The sequence below is a fragment of the Streptomyces sp. NPDC085932 genome, assembly GCF_044540525.1.
GTDB lineage: Bacteria > Actinomycetota > Actinomycetes > Streptomycetales > Streptomycetaceae > Streptomyces > Streptomyces levis.
The window spans coordinates 1103797-1126386 of the sequence record NZ_JBITSJ010000002.1 but is presented as its reverse complement, the minus strand read 5'-3'; the positions used below and the strand labels follow the sequence as shown (position 1 = coordinate 1126386).

Below are 22590 nucleotides of genomic sequence, written 5' to 3'. Positions count from 1 at the left end.
CCCCTCTCACAGCGGGACGAGAACACAGGTGACCAGTAACGTCATGGTTATGACGACTTCTGCATCGGTTCCCACTGGCCCCCACGCCGCGACCACCGGCGGCACCGTCACCGACCGGCTCGTCGAAGCCAACCAGCGCTACGCCGAGGCCTTCACCGATCCGGGCATGGACGCGCGCCCGGTCCTGCACGTCGCCGTCGTGGCCTGCATGGACGCCCGCCTCGACCTGCACGCGGCCCTCGGCCTCGAACTCGGTGACTGCCACACGATCCGCAACGCGGGCGGCGTCGTCACCGACGACGTGATCCGCTCCCTCACCATCAGCCAGCGCAAGCTCGGCACCCGCAGCGTGGTCCTCATCCACCACACCGGCTGCGGCCTGGAGAGCCTGACCGAGGACTTCCGCAACGAGCTGGAGGTGGAGGTCGGCCAGCGCCCGGCGTGGGCCGTGGAGTCCTTCCGGGACGTCGACCAGGACGTCCGGCAGTCGATGCAGCGCGTGCGCACCTCCCCGTTCCTGCTGCACACCGACGACGTGCGCGGCTTCGTCTTCGACGTGAAGACCGGCCTGCTGCGCGAGGTCGACCCCGCCTGACCCGCGTCCTGACCTGGTCGCCCACCCCGTCCGGCAACCCCTGGTAGCTGTCGAAAACCTGTCAGTCACGCGTTCGAATGGTCGTAAGACCGACATATCGCGGCCAGTTGTCCACAGTCGAGTGACACGAATCGGTAACGGCAGCAAGAATGCGGGAGTGGCGTCGCGCGGAACTTTTCACGCGTGGTGTCCGTGTTCGGGGTGGGCCGGCCCGCGTCATGCGGCGTCGGCCCGGGAGAATGGGGTATCCCGTGCTTCCTGAGAGCAGGGGAAAGGCCGAGGAGGGCCGGGTGACGACCTATGACGATCGAGCGAGCCTCACTGATCTGACCGCCGTGGTGGAGCGCGTGCGGGAGTCGGTGGAAGGCGTGATCGAGGGCAAGCCCGAGGTCGTACGGCTCTCGCTGACCGTACTGCTCGCCGAGGGACATCTGCTGATCGAGGACGTCCCGGGCGTCGGCAAGACGATGCTGGCCAAGGCGCTGGCGCGGTCCATCGACTGCTCGGTGCGGCGCATCCAGTTCACGCCGGACCTGCTGCCGTCGGACATCACCGGCGTGTCCATCTGGGACCAGCAGCGCCGCGACTTCGAGTTCAAGCCGGGCGCGATCTTCGCGCAGGTGGTGATCGGCGACGAGATCAACCGCGCCTCGCCCAAGACGCAGTCCGCGCTGCTGGAGTCGATGGAGGAGCGCCAGGTCACCATCGACGGCAAGACCTACGAGCTGCCCAGCCCCTTCATGGTGGTGGCGACGCAGAACCCGGTCGAGATGGAGGGCACCTACCCGCTGCCGGAGGCCCAGCGCGACCGTTTCATGGCCCGCGTCTCCGTCGGCTATCCCAGCGCGGAGGCCGAGCTGCAGATGCTGGACGTGCACGGCGGCGTCTCGCCGCTGGAGGACCTCCAGCCCGTGGCGCACGCGCACGAGATCCTCAAGCTGATCGAGGCGGTGCGCGGCGTGCACGTGGCCGAGCCGGTGCGCCGCTACGCGGTCGACCTGGTCGGCGCCACGCGCACGCACCCCGACCTGAGACTGGGCGCCTCCCCGCGCGCCACGCTGCACCTGCTGCGCGCGGCGAAGGCGTCCGCGGCCCTGAGCGGCCGGGAGTACGCGCTGCCGGACGACGTGCAGGCCCTCGCCGTCGCCGTCCTGGCCCACCGTCTGCTGCCCACCGCCCAGGCCCAGCTCAACCGCCGCACGGCCGAGCAGGTCGTCGACGAGATCCTGCAGCGCACGCCGGTCCCGGCATCGCCCCAGCAGCAGAGCGGCTTCGGCGCCGTGGGACGCACCGCGCCCACCTATCCCTCACACCCGCCGCGGAGGCTGTGATGACCACCGCGGGGACGGGGCAGGCGGAGGCCGACCGGGGCGAGAAGGGCGGCGTCCGCACCGCCCTGGCCGGTCTGACCACCCGCGGACGCTCCTTCCTGGCCGCCGGCGTCGCGGCCGCCGTCTGCTCGTACGTGCTCGGGCAGGCGGACCTGCTGCGCGTCGGCCTGCTGCTGGCGGTGCTGCCGCTGGTGTGCGCCACGGTGCTGTACCGCACGCGCTACCGCGTCGCCGGCAGCCGCCGGCTCTCCCCCGCGCGCGTGCCCGCCGGCAGCGAGGCACGCGTCCACCTGCGGATGGACAACGTCTCGCGGCTGCCCACGGGCCTGCTGATGCTCCAGGACCGGGTGCCCTACGTGCTCGGTCCCCGGCCCCGGTTCGTGCTGGACCGGGTGGAGGCGGGTGGCCGGCGCGAGGTGTCCTACCGGGTCCGCTCCGACCTGCGCGGCCGCTACCCCCTGGGACCGCTCCAGCTGCGCCTGACCGACCCGTTCGGCATGTGCGAGCTGACCCGGTCCTTCTCCTCGTACGACACCCTGACCGTGATCCCGCGCGTGGAGCCGCTGGCGCCGGTGCGGATGAGCGGTGAGGCCAAGGGGTACGGCGACGGGCGGCAGCGCTCGCTCGCGCTCGCCGGCGAGGACGACGTGATCCCGCGCGGCTACCGCTACGGCGACGACCTGCGCCGCGTGCACTGGCGCTCGACCGCCCGCTACGGCGAGCTGATGGTGCGCCGCGAGGAGCAGCCCCAGCGCGCCCGCTGCACGGTGCTGCTCGACACCCGCGGCATCGCCTACGAGGGGGCGGGCCCGGACTCGGCCTTCGAGTGGGCCGTCGCGGGTGCCGCCTCGGTGCTGGTGCACATGCTCGAACGGGGCTTCTCCGTACGGCTGCTGACGGACACCGGCAACGCGGTCCCGGGCGAGGGCGGCGACGGCTTCGCGGGCGCCAGCCAGGAGTCGGCGGACGCGGCCGGGATGATGATGGACACCCTCGCGGTGATCGACCACTCCGACGGCGCGGGCCTGTCCCGGGCCTTCGACGTGATCCGCGGCGGGAACGAGGGGCTGCTGGTGGCCTTCCTCGGCGATCTGGACGAGGAGCAGGCGGCCGTGGTGGCCCGGATGCGGCAGCGCAGCGGGGGCGCGGTGGCCTTCGTGCTGGACAGCGGCACCTGGACGCGGGAACCGAGCGACGTGCCCGGTCCGTTGGACGGGAGCGGGGAGCGGCTGCGCATGCTGCGCGAGGCGGGGTGGACGGTCCTCGGCGTACCGCGCGGTGCCTCGCTGGACGAGCTGTGGCGGCATGCCGACCGGGAACGCCGGGGCGTGGCCGCCACGAGCGGCGGGGAGGGACCCTGATGAGCGGGCGGGTACGACTGACGCTGGGCGCGTGGGCGGCCACCTTGATGGCCGCGTGCGCCCTGCTGCCCCTCGTCGAGCCGGCCACCTGGATCGTGCAGGCGGCGTTCCTGCTGGCCGTGCAGGCGGGCGTGGGCGCCGCGGCCCGCCGGGTGCCGCTGGCCCGACCGCTCACGATCGCGGCCCAGGCCCTGGTGACGCTGCTCCTGCTGACCTTCGTCTTCGCCCGCGAGCAGGCCCTGGCCGGGCTGATCCCCGGGCCGCAGGCCTTCGAGCGCTTCGCGGCGCTGCTCGAACAGGGCGGGCAGGACATCGCGCGCTACGCGATCCCGGCGCCCCTGGAGTCCGACGGCATCCGGCTGATGCTCATCGGCGGGGTGCTCGTCATCGGACTGCTGGTGGACACCCTCGCGGTCACCTTCCGCAGCGCCGCCCCGGCCGGTCTGCCGCTGCTCGCGCTGTACTCGGTCGCTGCGGGGCTGTCCGACGGGGGCACCGACTGGCTGTGGTTCCTGGTCGCGGCGGCCGGCTATCTGATGCTGCTGCTGGCCGAGGGGCGGGACCGGCTCTCCCAGTGGGGCCGGGTCTTCGGCGGTGCCCCGCGCACGGGGACGGGCGAGCCGAGCGGCGCCGTCGCCCCGGTCCGCACCGGCCGGCGCATCGGCGTGGTCGCGCTGGGCATCGCCCTGGTGGTGCCGCTCGGCCTGCCCGCGATGAACGGCGGGTTGCTGGACTCGGTGGGAGCGGGCGCGGGCGCCGGCTCGGGCGGCGGTGGCACGATCTCCGCCGTGAACCCGCTGGTGTCCCTGCGGGACAGCCTGAACGCGGACGAGGACCAGCAGGTGCTGTCCGTGAAGACCGAGATGGCGGACGTCTCGGACCTGTATCTGCGGATCGTGTCCCTGGACGACTTCGACGGCACCACGTGGAAGCCGTCGCGACGGTCCATCACCGCCGTGCCCGAGGGCCCGTTCCCGACCCCGATCGGCCTGTCCCCCGACGTCAAGCGCGCGGAGGTCGACACCTCCATATCGGCGGCCGACTGGTACGCCCAGGACTGGCTGCCGATGCCGTACCCGCCGAGCGGGGTGCGCATCAGCGGCAACTGGCGCTACGAACCGCTGGGCATGACCCTGGTCGGTGACCACGGCCAGAACACACGCGGGCTGACGTACCAGGTCAGAAGCCTGGACGTGCAGCCGACGGCGCAGCAGCTGGCCTCCGCCGGGCCGCCGCCGGAAGCCATCCGGCGTGACTTCACCGAGCTGCCCGACTCGCTCCCGGCCGTGGTGGCCCGCACGGCCCGCCAGGTCACCGCGGACGCCGACAACCCGTACGACCAGGCGGTGAAGCTGCAGGACTGGTTCGCCGTGACCGGCGGCTTCGAGTACGACACGCAGGTGCAGGTCGGCAGCGGCTCGGAGGCGATCGCCCGGTTCCTGCGGGACAAGCAGGGCTTCTGCGTGCACTTCTCCTTCGCCATGGCGGCGATGGCCCGCTCGCTGGGCATTCCGGCCCGGGTCGCGGTGGGCTTCGCGCCCGGTTCCCCGCAGGCGGACGGCTCGGTCTCGGTGGGGCTGCGCGACGCGCACGCCTGGCCCGAGCTGTACTTCGAGGGCGTGGGCTGGACCCGCTTCGAGCCGACGCCCACCCGCGGTTCGATGCCGCCGTACACGCTGCCGGACACGCCGGGCAGCTCGGTGCCGGACGACGCCCGCCCGACCCAGTCGACGTCCGCCGCGCCGTCCGCGACGCCCTCGACGAGCGAGAGCTGCACGCCGGAGCAGAAGAAGCTGGACGGCGGCTGCGGCAGCGAGTCGCCCCAGGCGGTGCTGCCCACCGGCGACGACGGCCCGAAGTGGTACGCGTTCCTGGCCTGGGCCCTGGCCGGTCTCGCCGTACTGGCACTGCCCCTGGCACCCATGCTGTGGCGGCTGCGCACCCGCTCGGTGCGGCTGGGGGCGCACGGCCGCGCTGAGGCGGACGCGGCGCCGCACACCCTGGCCGTCTGGCAGGAGCTGACCGACACCGCGTGGGACCACGGCGTCCCGCCGGACGAGTCGCTGACCCCGCGCAAGGCGGCCGCCCGCATCGTCCGGCTGGGCGGTCTGGACGGCGCGGCGGCGGCGTCGGTGCACCGGGTGGCGGACGCGGTGGAACAGGTGCTGTACGCACCGCACCCCCGTCTCACGGCCGGTCTGACGGACGACGTCCGCCGTGCGGCGGCGGGTCTGCGGGCCGGAACCGGCCGCGTCGCGAGGCTCCGCGCGCTCCTGGCGCCGCGCTCCACCGCGCGCGTGCTGTGGGCGGTCGCGGACTGGTGGTCCGGCCTCCGGCAACGGGCCGTGTCCCTGCGCCCGAACTGGGGCAAGCAGGGCTGAGGGCTTGGCGGGGCCGGGCGGCCCCGCTGGGGGCGGTATGACCGGGGCCACGGAGGGCGGTGCGACAAGGCTGCCGGAGGCGGTACGACCGGGCCGGAACGACTGAAGCCGGCCGGACGTGGTGACGTCCGGCCGGCTTTCCCGTGCGGCTCGGTGGCGTCCGGCCTGCTCCCGGTCGGCCAGATGGCATCCGGTCGGCCTCCGGCGGCCCAGGGGGGCATCCGGCCGGCTTTCACGCAGCCCGGTGACGTCCGGCAGCTTCACCGTGCCTGGGGGGCCGGCGACACCCTGCCCACGGAAGCAGTCCCAGTCTGCCCCGGCCTGCCCAGCCGACCTCACCGGCACCAGCAACACCGGCACGGCACGGCACGGCGCCGGCACCGGCACCGGCACCGGCACCGGCAAGGTTGCCGCCCGGCGCATGCGTCAGGGGGTGACCACGGCTCGGTGGTCACCCCCTGACGAGAGGTTCATGGGGTACTGGAGAGGCTCCGCGCGGGGCTAATGGCCGCCCTGCTCGTCGCGGCGCTTCTGCCAGCGCTGCTCGATGCGGTCCATCATGGAGCGCCGTTGCCGGCCCTGACGGCGGCCCTGTGGGCCCGCGGCGGCACCGGCGGCCTGTTCCCCCGGCTTGGGGGCCTTGCGCCAGCCGGTCACGGCGAGCACCGCGCATCCCAGCATGACGAGGAAGCCCACGACGCTGAGCCAGACCTGCTTGGCGACCATTCCGGCCATGAGGAGCGCAATACCCACGAGGAAGCCCGCGACCGCCTGGTAGACCCGCCGCCGGGTGTACGTACGCAGCCCGCTTCCCTCAAGCGCCGACGCGAACTTGGGATCTTCGGCGTACAGCGCTCGCTCCATCTGCTCGAGCATGCGCTGCTCGTGCTCCGAGAGCGGCACGGAGTCCTCCTCATCGTGCAGTCGCCGGGGCGACCCGGGGGGTCCCTTCAGGATAGGCAGGGAATCGCCCCCGTGAAACCCGCCCCTCTACGCCAATTGGCCAACCGGGTTCCGCCATGGACATCCCGGCTCGCTGAGGCTTGCATTCCCCGGCGGCCGACCCGTCATGCCGGAACGGTCTCCCTCGATCATACGGCGCCAAGCCCCCATTCGGGGGGCCTGTGGCGTACTCCATCCCCAGCCAAGCCGCTGATCAGCGGCGGTACCCCAGGAGGCGGCTCAGGCCTCGCCGGCCCCGGGCGCCTCGTTGACCCCACTGGTTTCTGAGGTCTCACGGGTCTCGGCGAGCACATGGAGCTGGGTGGCCACGGAGTGGAAGGCCGGGAGCTCCGCCGCCGCCTCCTCCAGCTTCAGCAGCGCCTCCAGGGCTCCGGGCTCGGTGTCCACGAGGACGCCCGGCACGAGGTCGGCGAAGACCCGCACGCCGTGCACGGCGCCGACCCTCAGGCCCGCACCCTCGGCCAGAGCGGTGAGCTGCTCGGCGGTGAAACGGCGCGGGACCGGGTCACCCGAGCCCCATCGTCCGTTCGGGTCGTCGAGCGCCTGCCGGGCCTCCTTGAAGTGCCCGGCGAGGGCCCGGGCGAGCACGGCGCCGCCGAGCCCGGCCGCGAGCAGGCTGAGGATCCCCTCCGGCCGCAGCGCCGCCACCGCGTTGCGCACGCCCTCGGCCGGGTCGTCCACGTACTCCAGGACGCCGTGGCACAGCACCGCGTCGTAGCCGCCGCGCTCGGCCACGTCGAAGAGGCCGCGGGCGTCGCCCTGCACCCCCTTCACCCGGTCGGCGACTCCGGCCTCGGCGGCGCGGCGCTCCAGCGCGAACAGCGCGTTGGGGCTGGGGTCGACGACCGTGACCCGGTGGCCGAGGCGGGCGACGGGCACGGCGAAGTTGCCGCTGCCGCCTCCGGTGTCGAGGACGTCCAGCGACTCCCGGCCCGTGGCCTTGACCCGGCGGTCCAGGGCGTCCTGGAGGACCTCCCAGACCACGGCGGTACGGAGTGAGGCTCGGGGTCGCATCGGGTCCGACACGGCAGTTGACTCCTCGGCGCGGCACCGCCTCTTGCGCGGCGGAGCGAACGGGCTGCCTTCCCCGGTCCCGGCCAGGGGGAGGGAAGACTTCAGGCGTCCCCCACCCTATTGCCTCCGGCCCGGCACCCGGGATGACCCGGTACCGGGACTCTTCCGCCCGGTCAGCCCGCGTCCGGCATGTCCGCCCCCGCTCCCGCTTCCGGGCCGCCGGGCCGGTCCTGGTCCGGCCGGGGCTGCGGCAGCACCGGCTGGAGGACGAGCATGCGCTCGACGAGGCGGAGGAACATCGACACGTCGCGTATGAGGTCGTCGGCGTCCCGGACACTGGCCGCGCCCTCGATGCCCGCCTCGGCCCGGGCGCGGCGCCGGGCGCCGGAGGCGAACAGCGCGCTCCACTCGGACAGTTCGGGCGCGATCTCGGGGAGCACTTCCCACGCGCTTCGGATCTTGGCCCGGGCCCGGGGCGAGGTCTCCGGCCTGCCCCGGGCGGCGAGCACGGCGGCGGCGGTACGCAGGGCGGCGAGGTGTGCCGTCGCGTAGCGCTCGTTGGGGGTCTCCAGGACGGCGGCCTCGTCGAGTCCGGCACGGGCCTGGGCGAGCAGGTCGAGGGCGGCGGGCGGGGCCGAGGCCCGGCGCAGCACGGGATGCACGTCGCTCGCCGGGCCGGTCAGTGAGGGGGCAGGGCCGGTGGCGCGGCGCCGGCGGGCGGCTGCTGCGTGGTAGCTGGCCATGACGAACCTCCTGTCGTCTTGTGTGACGGCGCGTCCGTTACGGAGTGCCGTATGTGACCCATCGTGAGGTATGGCACTGACAATCCGATCTGACCTGCTGTTTTTCCAGCGAGGGCGGGAGGGTACGCCTACCGGGCTGCGGTTTCGCCGTAATCGCTGAGAGGTTCTCGATGTGGCTGTTCCAATGATCGTCGAGGAGGTCGCCGGAGGTTCCCTCCGAGGTCCGGGTGGAGCCGAGCACACGCATTTTCAAGATCGAAAAAACTGCAGCCACTCAGGCGCGTAGGCCCGGACAGCATGGCGCTGCCGGACTCACCCAAAGGCGTCGTCATCACCGGCGGCCCCGCTTTCACGTGTCCCCGCGTAGGCCGCGTACATGAGGGAATGGCAGGCCGCAGCGACGGTGGCGGCGCCTTTGAGGAAACGCATGTACCGCATGGCGGGATCCTCGCTCTTCACAGGCCGACGGGCCCGACACGTGCCTGTTGAGGCCCATCGATGTGCGGACAAAACCATGGGGGTCTGTCGTTGATGCGCTACAGGGCACACTGCAAGGCGTCGGCGTAGAGCTTGGCACCGGAGATCTTCGGGTGGAACGACTTCATCGCAGGCGCGGGCGGATCGTCGTCCGCCTCGGAACGACCGTCATCGGCGATACGTTCGGGGACTCAGTTGCGGGACAGCCACGGCAACCGCGCTCGGGACCGGAATCCAGGGGGAACACGCGCCTACGTGTTTCTGGCGCCGCGCCTCAAGCCGCGGCGCCGATTTCTCGGCGGATGCCACCTTCACCTCGTCGCTCTCCCCGTCTCGACACAACGGGACAAAGGCGGCCATATGCAGCGTTGTCTCAACACTTGTTCCCCCGAGTGGCATCCGGAGACCGGGGGTGGTCAGGCCGGGCCGTCTGAACGCACGCTCACTACAGACGCGTGGTGCCGACAGAAGTAGACACTTGCCGAGCACGTGGCAAAAAGAAGATTGTGCGGACGAAGTCTCCGGACACGATGCGCCCCGACTCCTGATCAGCGGTTTTCATTAGGAGGAACCCGGCCGGCCGGACGGCACGCTTGGGCATGTTGGCCAATTCTGACCCCCTCGAACTGCCGCGCGGGCCATGGTGCGCCAGTCGGAGTTGCTCGCCCGCCGCCGAGCCCCCGGAAAGCCAGCCCTGGCCGTCTGTGATACCGACGGAAAAGGGAAGACGGAGTTCCGTATCCGCGAGGCTCAAAACAAGCCAAGCAGACCTTTACAGATCATTCCAAGGGGATATAGTCGCACCCGTTTGCGAACCGAGAGCACGACAAGGGAGCTCAATGTTCACGCGTTCCGTCATGCGCAGCAGCATCGCCGCAGCAGCTCTGGCCCTGACCGCCGCAACCGCTACGAGTGCTCATGCCGCCGCCGGCTCGGACACCAAGGACCCTGAGGTCGTAAAGCTTGCAGGCAACAAGGGCCTCACGGTGGTCGACGGCGCCGACGGCAAAGCCCTTCTCGAAGCCAACCCCACTATCACTGCGGCTGCCGCCAACGTATGCGGCTCCGGCTACACCATCTCCGAGGGCGCCGCACGCTACGGCACCAACGCCACCCTGTACCTGTGGTGGAACGGCAAGTACAGCGGCACCAACAAGCTGTACGACAAGTACATCTGCGGTGTCCTCTTCAACGACACCGGCTCCGCGCGGTACATGGGCATCCGCTTGAAGGACAACTTCACCGATACGCCTCACGCCGAGGACTTCGGTACGTTCAGCACGTACGCCGGGCCCGTCTACCAGAAGCGCGGAGGCTGCGGCGAGGCGTACTCCTACATGAAGTCCGGAAGCACGGTCGTCGTCGACAACACTTACGAGATGTCCGGATGTAACTGAGCTTCACTCGTGGCGGGCTGTATCGTATCGCGTGACGGCACAGCCGTTGCCGCCACCGAATAGACATTCCCGGCGCGAGCCCGGCGCCCTCGTCCAGGAATCCGAATCCGTGGGATTCGATGCATCTCAAGTGCCTGAGGTATACCAGGGCGTGTAACTATCCGCCATTGCCGAATTTGTCGACGAATGCCGTCGCAATGATGGTGCGGTGCCGGTTCCGATGAATACGCCATCATGAATTCCGTGCCGGTGCCTGAATTGACGCAGGCCTGGGCCCCTCGACAGAGCCCGCCCCTCGTGGCGGCCAGGTTCGAAGCCTGCAAGCCCCCTCAGCCAGCCGACTCGGCAGGCCGCGGCCCGGCGCCCGCATGGTGCAGAGCCGGCCCACGTCCCCACAGACCGACGCCGTTTTGCCTCGACGGCGGGTCCGGAGTAAGTTTTTGCACTGACCAGTCAGTTCAAATATTGGGGAGTCTCGTGGGGGAACCGACGGGAGGGGTGCGGATCGCCGCCGAGGGTCTCGGGGTCAAGGGGCCCCGGGGGTGGGCGGTCCGCGGGATCTCGCTGGAGGCGGAGCCGGGATCGCTCGTCGCGGTGGAGGGCCCGTCCGGGTCCGGCCGGACGTGCCTGCTGCTCGCGCTGACGGGGCGCATGAAGGTCGCGGAGGGCACGGCTGCGGTGGGGGACGCCCGGCTGCCGAAGCAGCTGGCGGCGGTGCGCCGGGTCAGCGCCCTGGCACACGTCCCGGGGGTCACGGACCTGGACCCGGCGCTGACCGTCGGCGAGCACCTGCGGGAGCGTGCCCTGCTGCAGCGCCGGTTCGGCGACTCGCTGCGCGGCCTGCTACGGCCCCGTGGCGAGCGGGCGGCCGAGGCCGGGCGGCGCGTCGGCGCGGCGCTGGACGCCGCCGGTCTCGACCTGGAGACCCTGCCCAAGGGGCCGCGCACCGCCGTACGGGACCTGGAGCGCCTGGAGGCGCTGCGGCTGTCGGTCGCGCTCGCGCTGGTCGGCCGGCCCCGGCTGCTCGGCGTCGACGACACCGACCTCAAGCTCTCGGACGGCGAACGGGACGAGGCCTGGGCGCTGCTCAGGTCCCTCGCGGACGCCGGGACGACGGTGCTCGCCGTGTGCAGCGAGGCCCCCGACGGCGCCCTGCGGGTGTCCACCGGGCCGAGCCGGGACGAGCGGCACGCCGAGGAGGGCCCGGAGACCGGGAACGAGCGGATCGCCGCCGACGAGACCGCAGATCAGGGAGAGGGGAAGGCCGATGCGCTCGCCGAGACTGGCCGCGCTTGAGCTCCGCCGGTTCGGGCGGGGGAAGCTGCCGCGCGCCGCACTGGTCGCGCTGCTGGTGCTGCCGCTGCTGTACGGCGCGCTGTACCTGTGGTCGTTCTGGGATCCGTACGGCCGGCTGGACCGTATCCCCGTGGCGCTGGTGAACGACGACAAGGGGGCGACGGCCGACGGCAAGAAGATCACGGCGGGCGACGACATCACCGAGGGCCTGCGCGACAGCAAGACCTTCGACTGGCGTGAGGTCGATGCCGCCCAGGCCCGCAGGGGCGTCGAGGACGGCACCTACTACCTGTCGCTCACCATGCCCGCCGACTTCAGTGAGCGGATCGCCTCCAGCTCCGGAAACACCCCGGAGACCGGCGCACTCCAGGTGCACACCAACGACGCCAACAACTACATCGTCGGGCAGATCTCCCGGACGGTCTTCGGCGAGGTGCGGCAGGCCGCGTCCACGAAGACCTCGCGGTCCTTCCTGGACAAGATCTTCGTGTCGTTCTCCGACATCCACGGCAAGACCGTGGAGGCGGCCGAGGGCGCCGACAAGCTCAAGGGCGGCATCGGAAAGGCGGAGAAGGGCTCCAAGGACCTCGCCGACGGCCTGAAGGACGCCGAGGACGGCAGCGGAAGGCTCTCCACCGCCCTGAAGAAGCTCACCAAGGGCGCCGGCGACCTCCAGGACGGCTCGCGGGGCGTCGCGGACGGCACGCAGACGCTCGCCGACAAGGTCAACGGCACCGCCGGCAAGGTCCGCCCCTTCCTGAAGGGCAACGAGAAGACCATCGGCGACACGGCCCGGCTCGTCGCCGACTCCTCCGGGGTGATCCGCAAGCACCTGGACGCTCTGGTGAAGCGGGCCCCGACCGCCGCCAAGGGTGCCCGCGCGGCGTCCGTGACGCTGGCCGACGTCCACGCCCGGCGCTGCGAGGACCCCGTCGTGCCCGACGCCGCCTGTGCCGATCTGAAGAAGGCGAAGGAAGCGGCGGCGGACGTGACCCTCATCGCCGACGACCTCAATACGCTGATCGCTGACCAGGACGGCGACCTGGACGCGCTGGACAAGAACCTCGCGACCCTCCAGAAGCAGTCCCAGGCGCTGGCCGACCGCGCGCCCCACCTCTCCGAGGACCTGGACGACGCCGTCAAGAAGATCAACAAGCTGAACGACGGGGCCGCCCGGGTCGCCGCGGGCGCGAAGAAGCTGCACACGGGGCTCGGCAAGGCCAAGACCGGGGCCGTCGACCTGGACGAGGGCGTCGGCGAGCTGAGGACGGGCGCGGACGACCTCAACGGCGGCATCTTCAAGCTGGTCGGCGGGTCCGGCAAGCTCGCCGGCGGGCTGCACGACGGGGCGGAGCGGATCCCCGACTACGACAAGCAGGACCGCGAGCGGCGCACCGAGGTCATGGCCGACCCCGTGCGGCTCGCCTCCCAGGACCTGCACAAGGCGCCCAACTACGGCACCGGGTTCGCCCCGTACTTCATCCCGCTGTCGCTGTGGGTGGGCGCGATGGTGGCGTACATGCTGATCACGCCGATGAACCGGCGCGCACTCGCCGCCGGGGCCTCGGCGTGGCGGATCGCGCTGGCCGGCTGGCTTCCGGTGGTGGCCATCGGGGTGCTGCAGACGGTGGCCCTGATGTCGGTGCTGCACTGGGCGGTCGGCCTGCAGATGGTGCGGGCGGCCGGGACGGTGGGCTTCCTGTTCCTGGTGACGGCGTGCTTCGCGGCGATCGTGCAGTGGCTGAACGCGCGCTTCGGGGCGGCGGGCCGGATCCTCGTCCTCGCGCTGCTGATGCTGCAGCTGACCTCGGCGGGCGGTACGTACCCCGTGCAGACCAGCCCGGGCTTCTTCAACGCGCTGCACCCGTTCCTGCCGATGAGCTACGTCGTCGAGGCGCTGCGGCGGCTCATCACCGGCGGTGGTCTCGAACCGGTGTGGCACGCGTGCGTGGTGCTGACGGCGTTCACCGCCGGGGCCCTCGCGCTGACCGCCGTGGCGGCCCGCCGGCGCCAGGTGTGGACGCTGGACCGGCTGCACCCGGAGCTGAGCCTGTGAGCCCCACCGGCACATCTCCCGGAAAGGTTCCTGTGACAATCAGGGCCATGGAAAGCAGCAGTGCCGCGTCGGGCGGCAGCACGCGCCGCGAGGCCACCCGGCAGAAGCTCTACGAGGCGGCCGTCACGCTCATCGCCGAGCAGGGGTTCTCCGCCACGACCGTGGACGAGATCGCCGAGCGTGCCGGGGTCGCGAAGGGCACGGTCTACTACAACTTCGCGAGCAAGTCGGTCCTCTTCGAGGAGCTGCTGCGGCACGGGGTGGGGCTCCTGACCGCCTCCCTCAGGGAAGCGGCCGAGCGCACCGCCCGGGACGGCGGCGGCAAGGTCGACGCCCTGGACGCGATGATCCGCGCGGGCCTGGTCTTCATCGACCGCTACCCGGCCTTCACGCAGCTCTACGTGGCCGAGCTGTGGCGCACCAACCGGGCCTGGCAGTCGACGCTGATGGTGGTGCGGCAGGAGGCCGTCGCGGTGGTGGAGGGCGTCCTGCGCGAGGGCGTCGGCAACGGCGAGTTCAGCGAGGAGATCGATGTGCCGCTGACCGCGGCGGCGCTGGTCGGCATGGTTCTGGTGGCCGCGCTCGACTGGAAGTCCTTCCAGCCGGAGCGCTCCCTGGACGACGTCCACGCGGCCCTGTCCCGGCTGCTCCAGGGGCGGGTCAGCGGCTGCCGCTGACGAGGCGGCCGGCGCCCATGTGAAAGCGCCGGTCCGCTGTGGCCGCGTCCCCCGCGGGCCACCTCGGACCGGCGCCTTCCTTGCTCCCCCGTTTTCTCCTGCTCCCCCGTGCGTCCCCCCGCAGGACCCCCGTTGCGGTCGTCCCCCGGTTCTCCCCCGTGCCTCGCTCCCGCCGACACCCGTCGGCAGAAGGAGCGGATCGCGGGCCGGCCCCGTTCCGGCGCCCCGTGTCGCCGGTGCCGGAGCCGAGCCCCTCTCCGTGTCTCCACTCTCTCCTCCGCGCAGGTCCTGCCCCATCCGCGCGCGTACTCAACTCCCCCACTAGGTACGGGTACTCAGCCCTGCGCGCTCAGCCCCACACCGCCGTGCCGCCGCCTGGTCACGAGCGCGCCCGCGCCCGTACTCGCCGGGTGGCCCGGCAGGACTGTCGGCGGGGGCCGATAAAGTCCCTGGCATGGCACGGATTGCGGTGATCGGCGCCGGGATGGGCGCGCTGGCGGCCGCCGCCCGGCTGGCCGTCGCGGGCCACCGGGTGGCGGTGTACGAACGGACGGACACCTACGGCGGAGCCCTGCGCCGCTTCGAGCGGGACGGTTTCTCCTTCGACACCGGCCCCGGCCTGCTCCCGCTGCCCGCCGTCTACCGCGACCTGTTCGTCAAGACCGGCAAGGAGCCGCTGGAGGCGTGCGTCGAGCTGGTCCAGGTGGACCCCTCGTCACGGCACGTGTTCGCGGACGGCACGGCGGTGTCGCTGCCGAACGCCTCGCGCGCCGGGGTCGTCGCCGCCCTGGACGAGGCCCTCGGCGCGGGCGCCGGGAAGCGGTGGGGCGACTTCCTGGTCCGGGCCAGGGAGGCCTGGGACCGCACCCGCCGCCCGCTCCTGGAGGAGCCCCTGTGGCCCGACTGGCAGGTGCTGGCGGAGCGCGAGCCCTACCCCGCGGTGCCCCACAAACGCCTGCTGCGCACCCGCCGGGCGGGCACGCTGGCCGAGGTCGGAGCCTGGGAGCTGCGCGACCCGCGGCTCACGGCCCTGCTGGAGGGGTACGCCCTCACGCAGGGCCTGGACCCCCGGGCCACCCCGGCGAGCGCGGCCGTCCTGCCGTACATGGAGCACGCCTTCGGCACGTGGTACGTGGGCGGCGGGCTGCGCGAGCTGGCCCGGGCGGTGTACGAGCGGTGCGTGGCGCGGCGGGTGGAGTTCCACTTCGGCGCCGAGGTCGCCGCCGTGCGGGAGAAGGACGGCCGGGCCTGCGGGGTCGAGCTGGCCGACGGGACGCTCGCCCCCGCCGACTTCGTGGTGGCCGGGGTCGCGCCGGGCGTCCTGGAGCGGCTGACGGCGGGCCACGGGGTGCGGGCCGAGGGCGAGGTGCCGCCGCAGCAGCCCGCGGCCGCCCGGCTGACCGTCCTGCTCGCCCTGCGCGGCGCCCGCCCCGAGGGCACGGCCCACCGCACGGTGGTGCACGCCCCGGACCGTCAGGCCGAGTTGGAGGCCCTGTTCGGCACGGCGGCTCCGGACGCGGAACCGACCGTGACGATCCTTCGGCCCGGTGACCCGCGTTCCGCCCCGGAGGGCCACGAGGCGGTCGTGCTGACGACGGTGGTGCCCGCCCGGCTCGACGGTCCCTACGACGCTCCGGCCGAGCGCGTGATCGCCGCCGCCGGGCGCGCCGTGCCGGATCTGCGCGAGCGTCTGCTGTGGCAGGAGGTGATCACCCCGGCCGGGATCGCGGAGGCGACGGGCGCGGAGGGCGGGGCGGTGCCCGTCCCGGCGCTGGCGGCTGCCGGGGGGCGGCTGCTGCACCCGTCCAACACCACACGCGTGCCCGGTCTGTTCGCCGTGGGCGGCTGGGCGCACCCGGGCGGCGGTCTGCCGCACGCGGGCATGTCGGGCGCGCTGGTCGCGGGACTGATCGTGGAGGGACCGGAGTTCCGGGGCTCTCAGTGACCGGCCCGACCCGCCGGGCCGGGGGCTTCAGAAACGGTACTGCTCGTCGAAGCCGTTGCCGTGCGGCTGCTGCCCGCCGCCCTGGTAGGGGTAGGCCTGCTCGGGCGGCAGCTCCTGCCCGTACTCGTCGGTGTTGCGCTGCTGCGGCACCCACACCCCGCCGGGCGGGGTCTCGCCGCCGTAGGTCCCGGCGTACTGGTCCTGTCCGTACCCCTGCTGCTGGCCGTAGTACTGCTGGTCGCCGTAGCCGCTGTCGTACGGGGCCCCGCCGTAGGAGGACGAGCCGATGTACGGGTCCGAGTAGGCGGCGTACTGCTGCTGGCCGCCCGCCTCGTAGCCCTGCTGGGCGTAGCCCGAGTAGTCGTAGGCGTGGGACGGGTCGCCGTTCTGGGCGGCGTACTGGTCCTGCGGCCGGGCGTCGGGCTGGGGGTGGCCGTTGTCGCCGTAGACGCCGTAGGAGCCGGTGTCCTCGGGCATGGGCTGCGGCTCGTAGACGGCGGTGGTCTCGGCGGCGGCGTGGCCCGTGCGCACCGGGGTGAAGACGTCGTCGCGGTCGTAGTCGTCGTCGTGGCCGTAGGCGGACTCGCGGCGGTGGTCGCCGGGCTCGTCGCCGTAGCCGCCGTCGGCCGCCTCCAGGCCGGAGACCTCCAGGGTCGGCTCCTGGCGGCCGCGCTCACCGCGGCCCCGGCGCTTGCTGCCGCCGAACATCGGGGCGTTGACCGCCCAGCCGGCCGCGAAGCCGCTGCGGAAGGAGAGGGTGACGTAGGTCTGCCCGACCGCGAAGGCCGCAGCGCCCAGTCCGATCACCACGACGGACGGGATCAGGACACCGACCACGACGCCGAGGAAGCCCGCGAAGGCCAGCAGCCGCCAGCGCAGCCGCGCCTTGTACTGCAGCAGCACCTCGCCCAGCAGCCACAGCGCGACGATGCCGAACGCGATGTAGAGGACCGCCCAGCCCATGTACGCCCCTCTCCCAGTGGCCGCTACGCAGTGTGTCGTATACCGGTGCGAACGGTCTAGGCCTGCGATGGGTGGTGCAGGCCCAGGTTCTCGTAGATTTCCAGTGTCGCGGTGGAGTTGTTGAGCGTGATGAAGTGCAAGCCGGGCACACCCTCGGCGAGCAGCCGCGCGCAGAACTCCGTGGCGAATTCGATCCCAATGGAGCGTACAGCGGCCGGATCGTCTTGTGCTGTGAGGATCCGCTCTTTCAGGGCGGCCGGGAACGCGGCGTTGGTGAGCGAGCCGATCCGCTCCAGCGACCGCACGCTGGCGATCGGCATGACCTCGGGGATGATCGGCGTGTCGCAGCCGGCCGCCGTGACGCGGTCGCGCAGCCGGAGGTAGTCCTCCGGGTGGAAGAACATCTGCGTGATGGCGTAGTCGGCGCCCGCGCGGCACTTGTCGACGAAGTGGCGGACGTCGGTGTCCCAGTCGGTGGAGCGCGGGTGCATCGCCGGGAAGGCGGCGACGCCCACGCAGAAGTCGCCGGACGCCTTGATCAGCTCGACGAGTTCGGCGGCGTAGGCCAGGCCGCGGGGGTGCGGCACCCACTCGCCCATCGGGTCGCCGGGCGGGTCGCCGCGCAGCGCGAGCATGTTGCGGATCCCGGCGTCGGCGTACTGGCCGATGATGTTGCGCAGGTCCGCCACCGAGTGGTCGACGGCGGTGAGGTGCGCGATCGGCGTGAGGGTGGTGTCGGAGGCGATCGCCTCGGTCGCCTTGACCGTGCCCGCGCGGGTGGAGCCGCCGGCGCCGTAGGTCACGGAGACGAAGTCGGGCGCCACGGCCTCGACCCGCCGCAGGGCGTTCCACAGCATCCGCTCGCCCTTCGGGGTCTTCGGGGCGTAGAACTCGAACGAGTACGTCGTCTTGCCGGTCGCGAGCATGTCGCGGACGGTGCGCGCGTGGTCCGACCTGATGGATGCGGTGCCGAGGGCCATACGGGCAGGTTAGCCAGGGGCGGTCGGTCACCCAACCGGGCGCAGCGATTTGACCCATTTGTCCACTTGTTGTCCACCCCTTGGACAACAAGTCCGGCGACCGCCGCTCCCGGGCCGCCGACCGGGCTACTTCTCCCGCAGCCGCTTGGCGAACTCGGCCGCCGCCTCGCCCGGGTCGTCGGCCTCGGTGATCGCCCGTACGACGACGACGCGCCGGGCCCCCGCCTCCAGGACCTGGTCGAGGGTGGTCAGGTCGATGCCGCCGATGGCGAACCAGGGGCGGTCGGTGCCGAGGGCGGCGGTGTACCGGACGAGGTCCAGGCCGGGGGCGTGGCGGCCGGGCTTGGTGGGGGTGGGCCAGCAGGGGCCGGTGCAGAAGTAGTCCACGCCGTCCTGCGCGGCGGCTGCGGCGGCCTCGGACTCGGCGTGGGTGGAGCGGCCGATCAGGACGTCGTCGCCGAGGATCGCGCGGGCCGCCGGGACCGGGAGGTCGCCCTGGCCGAGGTGGAGCACGTCCGCGCCGGCGGCGTGGGCGACGTCCGCCCGGTCGTTGACCGCGAGCAGCTTGCCGTGCCGGGCGCAGGCGTCGGCGAAGACGGCCAGGTGCTCCAGCTCCTCCGCGGCCTCCATGCCCTTGTCGCGCAGCTGCACGATGTCGACGCCGCCCGCCAGCACGGCGTCCAGGAACTCCGCGAGGTCGCCCTGCCGCTTGCGCGCGTCGGTGCACAGGTAGACCCGGGCGTCGGCGAGCCGGGCGCGGGCGGTGGTGGCGGCGGTGCCGGGCATGGATGTCCCCCTGGAGGTCGGTGCCGCGGGTGTGCCCGCGGTACGTCGGTGCCGTACGGGTGCGTGTGCGGTGCGGGGAGGACCCACGCCCGCCACGACGCCCCCGGCACCCTACGCCCGCCCCTCGGCCGGGGCGCCCCGGGAGCCGGAACGGGCGCGGCCGGTCCCCGGGCCGTGACCCCGCGGGCCACGGCCCCACACGGGCGGTTGTTCAGGCCCGGCCCCGCTCGCACGGTGCCGGGCGGTTGTCCGATCGCGGCCGGGTCAGACCGCGAGCGCCTGGGCGCGGCGCTTCACCTCCGTGCCGCGGTTCTCACGGAGCGCCTGCGCCGGCGTGCCGGGCAGGGACGGGTCGGGGGTGAAGAGCCACTCCAGCATCTCTTCCACCGTGAAGCCGTCGTCCCGCAGGAGCGTCAGGGTCCCGGACAGGCCCTTGACGACCTTGTCCCCGTCGATGAAGTCGGCGGGGACGTGCAGCGCGCGGTTCTCACCGCGGCGTACGGCGATGAGCTGGCCCTCCTTGACCAGCTGCCGCACCCGCGTCACCTCGACGCCGAACTGTTCGGCGATGTCGGGGAGGGTGAGCCAGGCAGGGACGAGAGCATCGATCTTTGCGTCAATCTCGGTCACGGAAACCAGCCTGCCATCCGCCACTGACAGTCGGAAGTCGGCCCGGTCCACCCGGGCGGACGCGCCGGGCGCGGACGCCCGCCCCGGCTAGGCCACCGCCGCCTTCATCGGCCGGGCCGGGTCCGCCAGCAGCACCGGGTTCATCACCGTGCCCGACTCGATCAGACGGCGCCCCTGCGCCAGGTCGCGGGGGCGGCCCACCGCCAGCAGGGCGACCAGCCGCTCGCCGCGCAGCCAGCACACCGTCCACGCCGGGCCGGAGGGGTCGCCGCGCCACAGGGTCGTGTCGGCGTCCGCGTGGTGCCCGGCGTACTGCACGAACCGGCCGAACTGCTCGGACCAGAAGTACGGGACCGGGTCGTAGACCGCCGGCGTCTCGCCCGTGGCCCGGCCGACGATGTTCGCGGCGACGGTGCGCGGGCCCTGGAGGGCGTTGTCCCAGTGGTGCACCAGCAGCCGCTCGCCGTAGCGCCCCGACGGGAAGGAGGCGCAGTCGCCGACGGCGTACACGTCCGGCACGGACGTGCGCAGGTGCGCGTCGGCCACGACCTCGCCGTGGGCGCCGAGCTCGATCCCGGAACCGGCGAGCCAGGCCGTCGCCGGGCGGGCGCCGATGCCGACCACGACCGCGCCCGCGGGCAGCCGCGCACCGTCGTCGAGCAGGACCGCGCCGGGCTCGACGCGCTCCACGCGCGCGTGGGTGCGCAGCACCGCTCCCGCGTCGCCGTACCAGCCGGCCATCGGGGCGGCGACCTCGGCGGGCAGCGCCCCGGCGAGCGGCCGTTCGGCGGCCTCCACCACGGTCACCGCACAGCCCGCCTCGCGCGCGGCGGTGGCGAACTCCGCGCCGATCCAGCCCGCGCCGACGACCACGATGTCGTGCTGGCGGGCGAGGACCGGGCGCAGCCGCTCGGCGTCGTCCAGGGTGCGCAGCAGGTGCACGCCGGGCACGCCCTCCGCGCCGGGCAGCCGGACCGGTTCGGCGCCGGTGGCCACGACCAGGACGTCGTAGGGCACGGGCCCGTCCTCGGTGTCCAGTGCGTGATCGCCGGGGCGCACGCCCAGCACCTCGCAGCCGAGCCGCAGTTCGATGCCGAGGGCCTCGAAGTCGACGTCGAAGGCGGAGCCCTCGGACTTGCCGAGCAGGACGGCCTTGGACAACGGCGGCCGGTCGTAGGGCTGGTGGGGCTCGGCGCCGATCAGCAGCACCGTGCCGGCGAAGCCCCGCTCCCGCAGCGCGACCGCGGTCTGCACACCGGCCATGCCCGCGCCCGCCACGACCACGCGCCGCGGCGCGGACGACCCTGAGTCCTGCGTCTGCTCGCTCACCTGATCACCATAGTCAACTGACGTTTCGTCAGTCAGTGCCCATGCGCCGTGACCTGCTCCACAGCGCCGGCCCGCCGCCCGGGTCCGTCATTCCGGATACCCGCAAACGGCCGGTGTACGACGGCACCGTGGCCGGTTCCGCACGGAGGCTCCCTTACCGCACCCCGCGGGGTCCCGCTAGGGTGGCCCCGCAGAGACTCGCGGGAGCCCGGACGCACCGGGCTGAGAGGGAGGCTGGCGGCCTCCGACCGTACGAACCTGATCCGGGTCATGCCGGCGAAGGGAGGGGCTGGACGCCCATGTCGCGTACGCGAACCTCAGACGTCCTCGTCATCGGGGGCGGGATCATCGGGCTGGTCACGGCCTGGCGGGCCGCGCAGCGCGGACTCGCCACGGCGGTGGTGGACCCCGAGCCGGGCGGCGGTGCCGCGCAGGTGGCGGCGGGGATGCTGGCCGCCGTCACGGAACTGCACTACGGCGAGCAGACCCTGCTCGGCCTGAACCTCGCCTCCGCCCGGCGCTACCCGGACTTCGCGGCCGAGCTCACCGAGCTGACCGGCCACGACCTCGGCTACCGCCGCTGCGGCACCCTCGCCGTGGCCCTGGACGCCGACGACCGGGCCCACCTGCGCGAGCTGCACGCCCTGCAGCAGCAGTCGGGGCTGGACTCCCAGTGGCTGTCGGGGCGCGAGTGTCGGCGCCTGGAGCCGATGCTCGCGCCGGGCGTGCGCGGGGGCCTGCGGGTGGACGGGGATCACCAGATCGACCCCCGGCGGCTGGCCGGGGCGCTGGTCGCCGCGTGCGAGCGGGCCGGGGTGGTCTTCCACCGGGTGTGGGCCGAGCGGCTCACCGTGACCGGGGACCGGGCCACCGGTGCCGTCACGGCCGACGGCACCGGACTGGCCGCCGGGCAGGTCGTCCTGGCCGGGGGCAGCCTGAGCGGCCGCCTGGCCGGGGTCCCGCAGGAGGTCCTGCCTCCCGTACGGCCCGTGAAGGGGCAGGTCCTGCGGCTGGCCATGCCGGGGCGGCACGGGCCGTTCCTGAACCGGACCGTGCGCGCCGTCGTGCGCGGCAGCCACGTCTACCTGGTGCCGCGCGAGAGCGGGGAGCTGGTCGTCGGGGCGACCAGCGAGGAGCTCGGCTGGGACACCACCGTGACCGCGGGTGGCGTGTACGAGCTGCTGCGCGACGCGCACGAGCTGGTCCCCGGGATCACCGAGCTGCCGCTCACCGAGACCCGTGCCGGACTGCGCCCCGGCTCCCCCGACAACGCGCCCCTGCTCGGCCCGGCCGGCCTGGACGGCCTGCTGCTGGCCACCGGGCACCACCGCAACGGCGTGCTGCTCACGCCGGTGACCGGCGACGCCTTGGCGCACGCCCTCACCACGGGTGAACTCCCCGAGGAGGCCCGCCCCTTCACCCCCAGGCGCTTCAGTACCGCCACCGCACTCACGGAGCAGCCCGCATGAACATCTCCGTCAACGGTCAGCCCCGGGACGTCCGGCCCGGCACGGCTCTCGACACCGTCGTGAAGTCGCTCACCACGTCGTCCTCGGGAGTGGCCGCCGCCCTCAACGAGACCGTCGTCCCGCGCACGCAGTGGCCCTCCACGCCCCTCTCCGAGGGAGACCGCGTGGAAGTCCTGACCGCCGTCCAAGGAGGCTGA

Annotated in this window: 19 protein-coding genes and 1 riboswitch; of the genes, 11 read left to right on the top strand and 8 right to left on the bottom strand. The window is 72.9% G+C overall.

Annotated elements, in window-relative coordinates; translation table 11 throughout:
* Positions 1-49: 49 nt before the first annotated feature.
* From ACIGAQ_RS14230 to ACIGAQ_RS14215, 4 genes are all read left to right on the top strand, one after another.
* Positions 50-595: a carbonic anhydrase gene (locus tag ACIGAQ_RS14230; RefSeq protein ID WP_362280450.1), complete on the top strand. Its 546-nt coding sequence runs from the start codon at positions 50-52 to the stop codon at positions 593-595.
* Positions 596-885: 290 nt separating this feature from the next.
* Entirely contained in the window at positions 886-1926 is a 1041-nt protein-coding gene (locus ACIGAQ_RS14225) for a MoxR family ATPase (RefSeq protein ID WP_094052499.1), read from the top strand.
* Positions 1926-3287, top strand: coding sequence for a DUF58 domain-containing protein (locus ACIGAQ_RS14220; RefSeq protein ID WP_362280447.1), 1362 nt, complete (start codon positions 1926-1928; stop codon positions 3285-3287). Before ACIGAQ_RS14225 ends, ACIGAQ_RS14220 begins: the two co-directional genes overlap by 1 nt.
* A complete protein-coding gene (locus ACIGAQ_RS14215) occupies positions 3287-5668 on the top strand; it encodes a DUF3488 and DUF4129 domain-containing transglutaminase family protein (RefSeq protein ID WP_399782484.1) in 2382 nt (793 codons plus the stop codon). Before ACIGAQ_RS14220 ends, ACIGAQ_RS14215 begins: the two co-directional genes overlap by 1 nt.
* 501 nt (positions 5669-6169) lie before the next feature.
* Here ACIGAQ_RS14215 and ACIGAQ_RS14210 read toward each other — a convergent pair.
* From ACIGAQ_RS14210 to ACIGAQ_RS14200, 3 genes are all read right to left on the bottom strand, one after another.
* Positions 6170-6571 (bottom strand): DUF3040 domain-containing protein, encoded by a 402-nt coding sequence (locus ACIGAQ_RS14210; protein ID WP_094052497.1) that lies wholly within the window; start codon positions 6569-6571, stop codon positions 6170-6172.
* 279 nt (positions 6572-6850) lie between these two features.
* Entirely contained in the window at positions 6851-7657 is an 807-nt protein-coding gene (locus ACIGAQ_RS14205) for a methyltransferase (RefSeq protein ID WP_362280442.1), read from the bottom strand.
* A gap of 161 nt (positions 7658-7818) precedes the next feature.
* Positions 7819-8388, bottom strand: coding sequence for an SAV_6107 family HEPN domain-containing protein (locus ACIGAQ_RS14200; protein ID WP_311687622.1), 570 nt, complete (start codon positions 8386-8388; stop codon positions 7819-7821).
* Between the two features lie 1334 nt (positions 8389-9722).
* Here ACIGAQ_RS14200 and ACIGAQ_RS14195 point away from each other — a divergent pair.
* The 5 genes from ACIGAQ_RS14195 to ACIGAQ_RS14175 all read left to right on the top strand — a co-directional run bounded on the left by ACIGAQ_RS14195 (position 9723) and on the right by ACIGAQ_RS14175 (position 16236).
* The gene (locus ACIGAQ_RS14195) at positions 9723-10262 is read left to right on the top strand and encodes a hypothetical protein (protein WP_399782479.1); all 540 of its coding nucleotides are present in this window, start codon (positions 9723-9725) and stop codon (positions 10260-10262) included.
* Between the two features lie 477 nt (positions 10263-10739).
* Positions 10740-11558: an ATP-binding cassette domain-containing protein gene (locus tag ACIGAQ_RS14190; protein ID WP_399782476.1), complete on the top strand. Its 819-nt coding sequence runs from the start codon at positions 10740-10742 to the stop codon at positions 11556-11558.
* Positions 11530-13614 carry a YhgE/Pip family protein gene (locus tag ACIGAQ_RS14185; RefSeq protein WP_399782473.1) on the top strand — a complete coding sequence of 695 codons (2085 nt, stop codon included), beginning with the start codon at positions 11530-11532 and terminating at the stop codon, positions 13612-13614. The genes ACIGAQ_RS14190 and ACIGAQ_RS14185 overlap by 29 nt, the downstream gene beginning before the upstream one ends.
* A 47-nt stretch (positions 13615-13661) precedes the next feature.
* The gene (locus tag ACIGAQ_RS14180) at positions 13662-14291 is read left to right on the top strand and encodes a TetR/AcrR family transcriptional regulator (RefSeq protein ID WP_311687616.1); all 630 of its coding nucleotides are present in this window, start codon (positions 13662-13664) and stop codon (positions 14289-14291) included.
* 454 nt (positions 14292-14745) lie between these two features.
* Positions 14746-16236: a phytoene desaturase family protein gene (locus ACIGAQ_RS14175; RefSeq protein WP_399782470.1), complete on the top strand. Its 1491-nt coding sequence runs from the start codon at positions 14746-14748 to the stop codon at positions 16234-16236.
* Positions 16237-16263: 27 nt separating this feature from the next.
* Here the strand turns inward: ACIGAQ_RS14175 and ACIGAQ_RS14170 are convergent, their stop codons facing one another.
* From ACIGAQ_RS14170 to ACIGAQ_RS14150, 5 genes are all read right to left on the bottom strand, one after another.
* Positions 16264-17199 carry a hypothetical protein gene (locus ACIGAQ_RS14170; protein ID WP_311687612.1) on the bottom strand — a complete coding sequence of 312 codons (936 nt, stop codon included), beginning with the start codon at positions 17197-17199 and terminating at the stop codon, positions 16264-16266.
* Positions 17200-17255: 56 nt separating this feature from the next.
* Complete coding sequence (gene metF, locus ACIGAQ_RS14165) at positions 17256-18179, bottom strand: methylenetetrahydrofolate reductase [NAD(P)H] (protein WP_399782466.1); 924 nt, start codon at positions 18177-18179, stop codon at positions 17256-17258.
* A gap of 126 nt (positions 18180-18305) precedes the next feature.
* On the bottom strand, positions 18306-18965 hold the full coding sequence (gene thiE / locus ACIGAQ_RS14160; protein ID WP_362280421.1) for a thiamine phosphate synthase: 660 nt from the start codon (positions 18963-18965) through the stop codon (positions 18306-18308).
* Between the two features lie 264 nt (positions 18966-19229).
* Positions 19230-19595, bottom strand: coding sequence for an Rv2175c family DNA-binding protein (locus ACIGAQ_RS14155; RefSeq protein WP_094052488.1), 366 nt, complete (start codon positions 19593-19595; stop codon positions 19230-19232).
* Positions 19596-19682: 87 nt separating this feature from the next.
* Positions 19683-20924: an FAD-dependent oxidoreductase gene (locus ACIGAQ_RS14150; protein ID WP_362280418.1), complete on the bottom strand. Its 1242-nt coding sequence runs from the start codon at positions 20922-20924 to the stop codon at positions 19683-19685.
* Between the two features lie 190 nt (positions 20925-21114).
* A riboswitch (TPP riboswitch) is annotated at positions 21115-21226 on the top strand.
* Here ACIGAQ_RS14150 and thiO point away from each other — a divergent pair.
* Both thiO and thiS read left to right on the top strand, forming a co-directional pair.
* Entirely contained in the window at positions 21224-22393 is a 1170-nt protein-coding gene (gene thiO / locus ACIGAQ_RS14145) for a glycine oxidase ThiO (RefSeq protein WP_399782461.1), read from the top strand. (Overlaps the previous riboswitch by 3 nt.)
* Positions 22390-22590 carry a sulfur carrier protein ThiS gene (thiS, locus tag ACIGAQ_RS14140; RefSeq protein ID WP_399782458.1) on the top strand — a complete coding sequence of 67 codons (201 nt, stop codon included), beginning with the start codon at positions 22390-22392 and terminating at the stop codon, positions 22588-22590. The genes thiO and thiS overlap by 4 nt, the downstream gene beginning before the upstream one ends.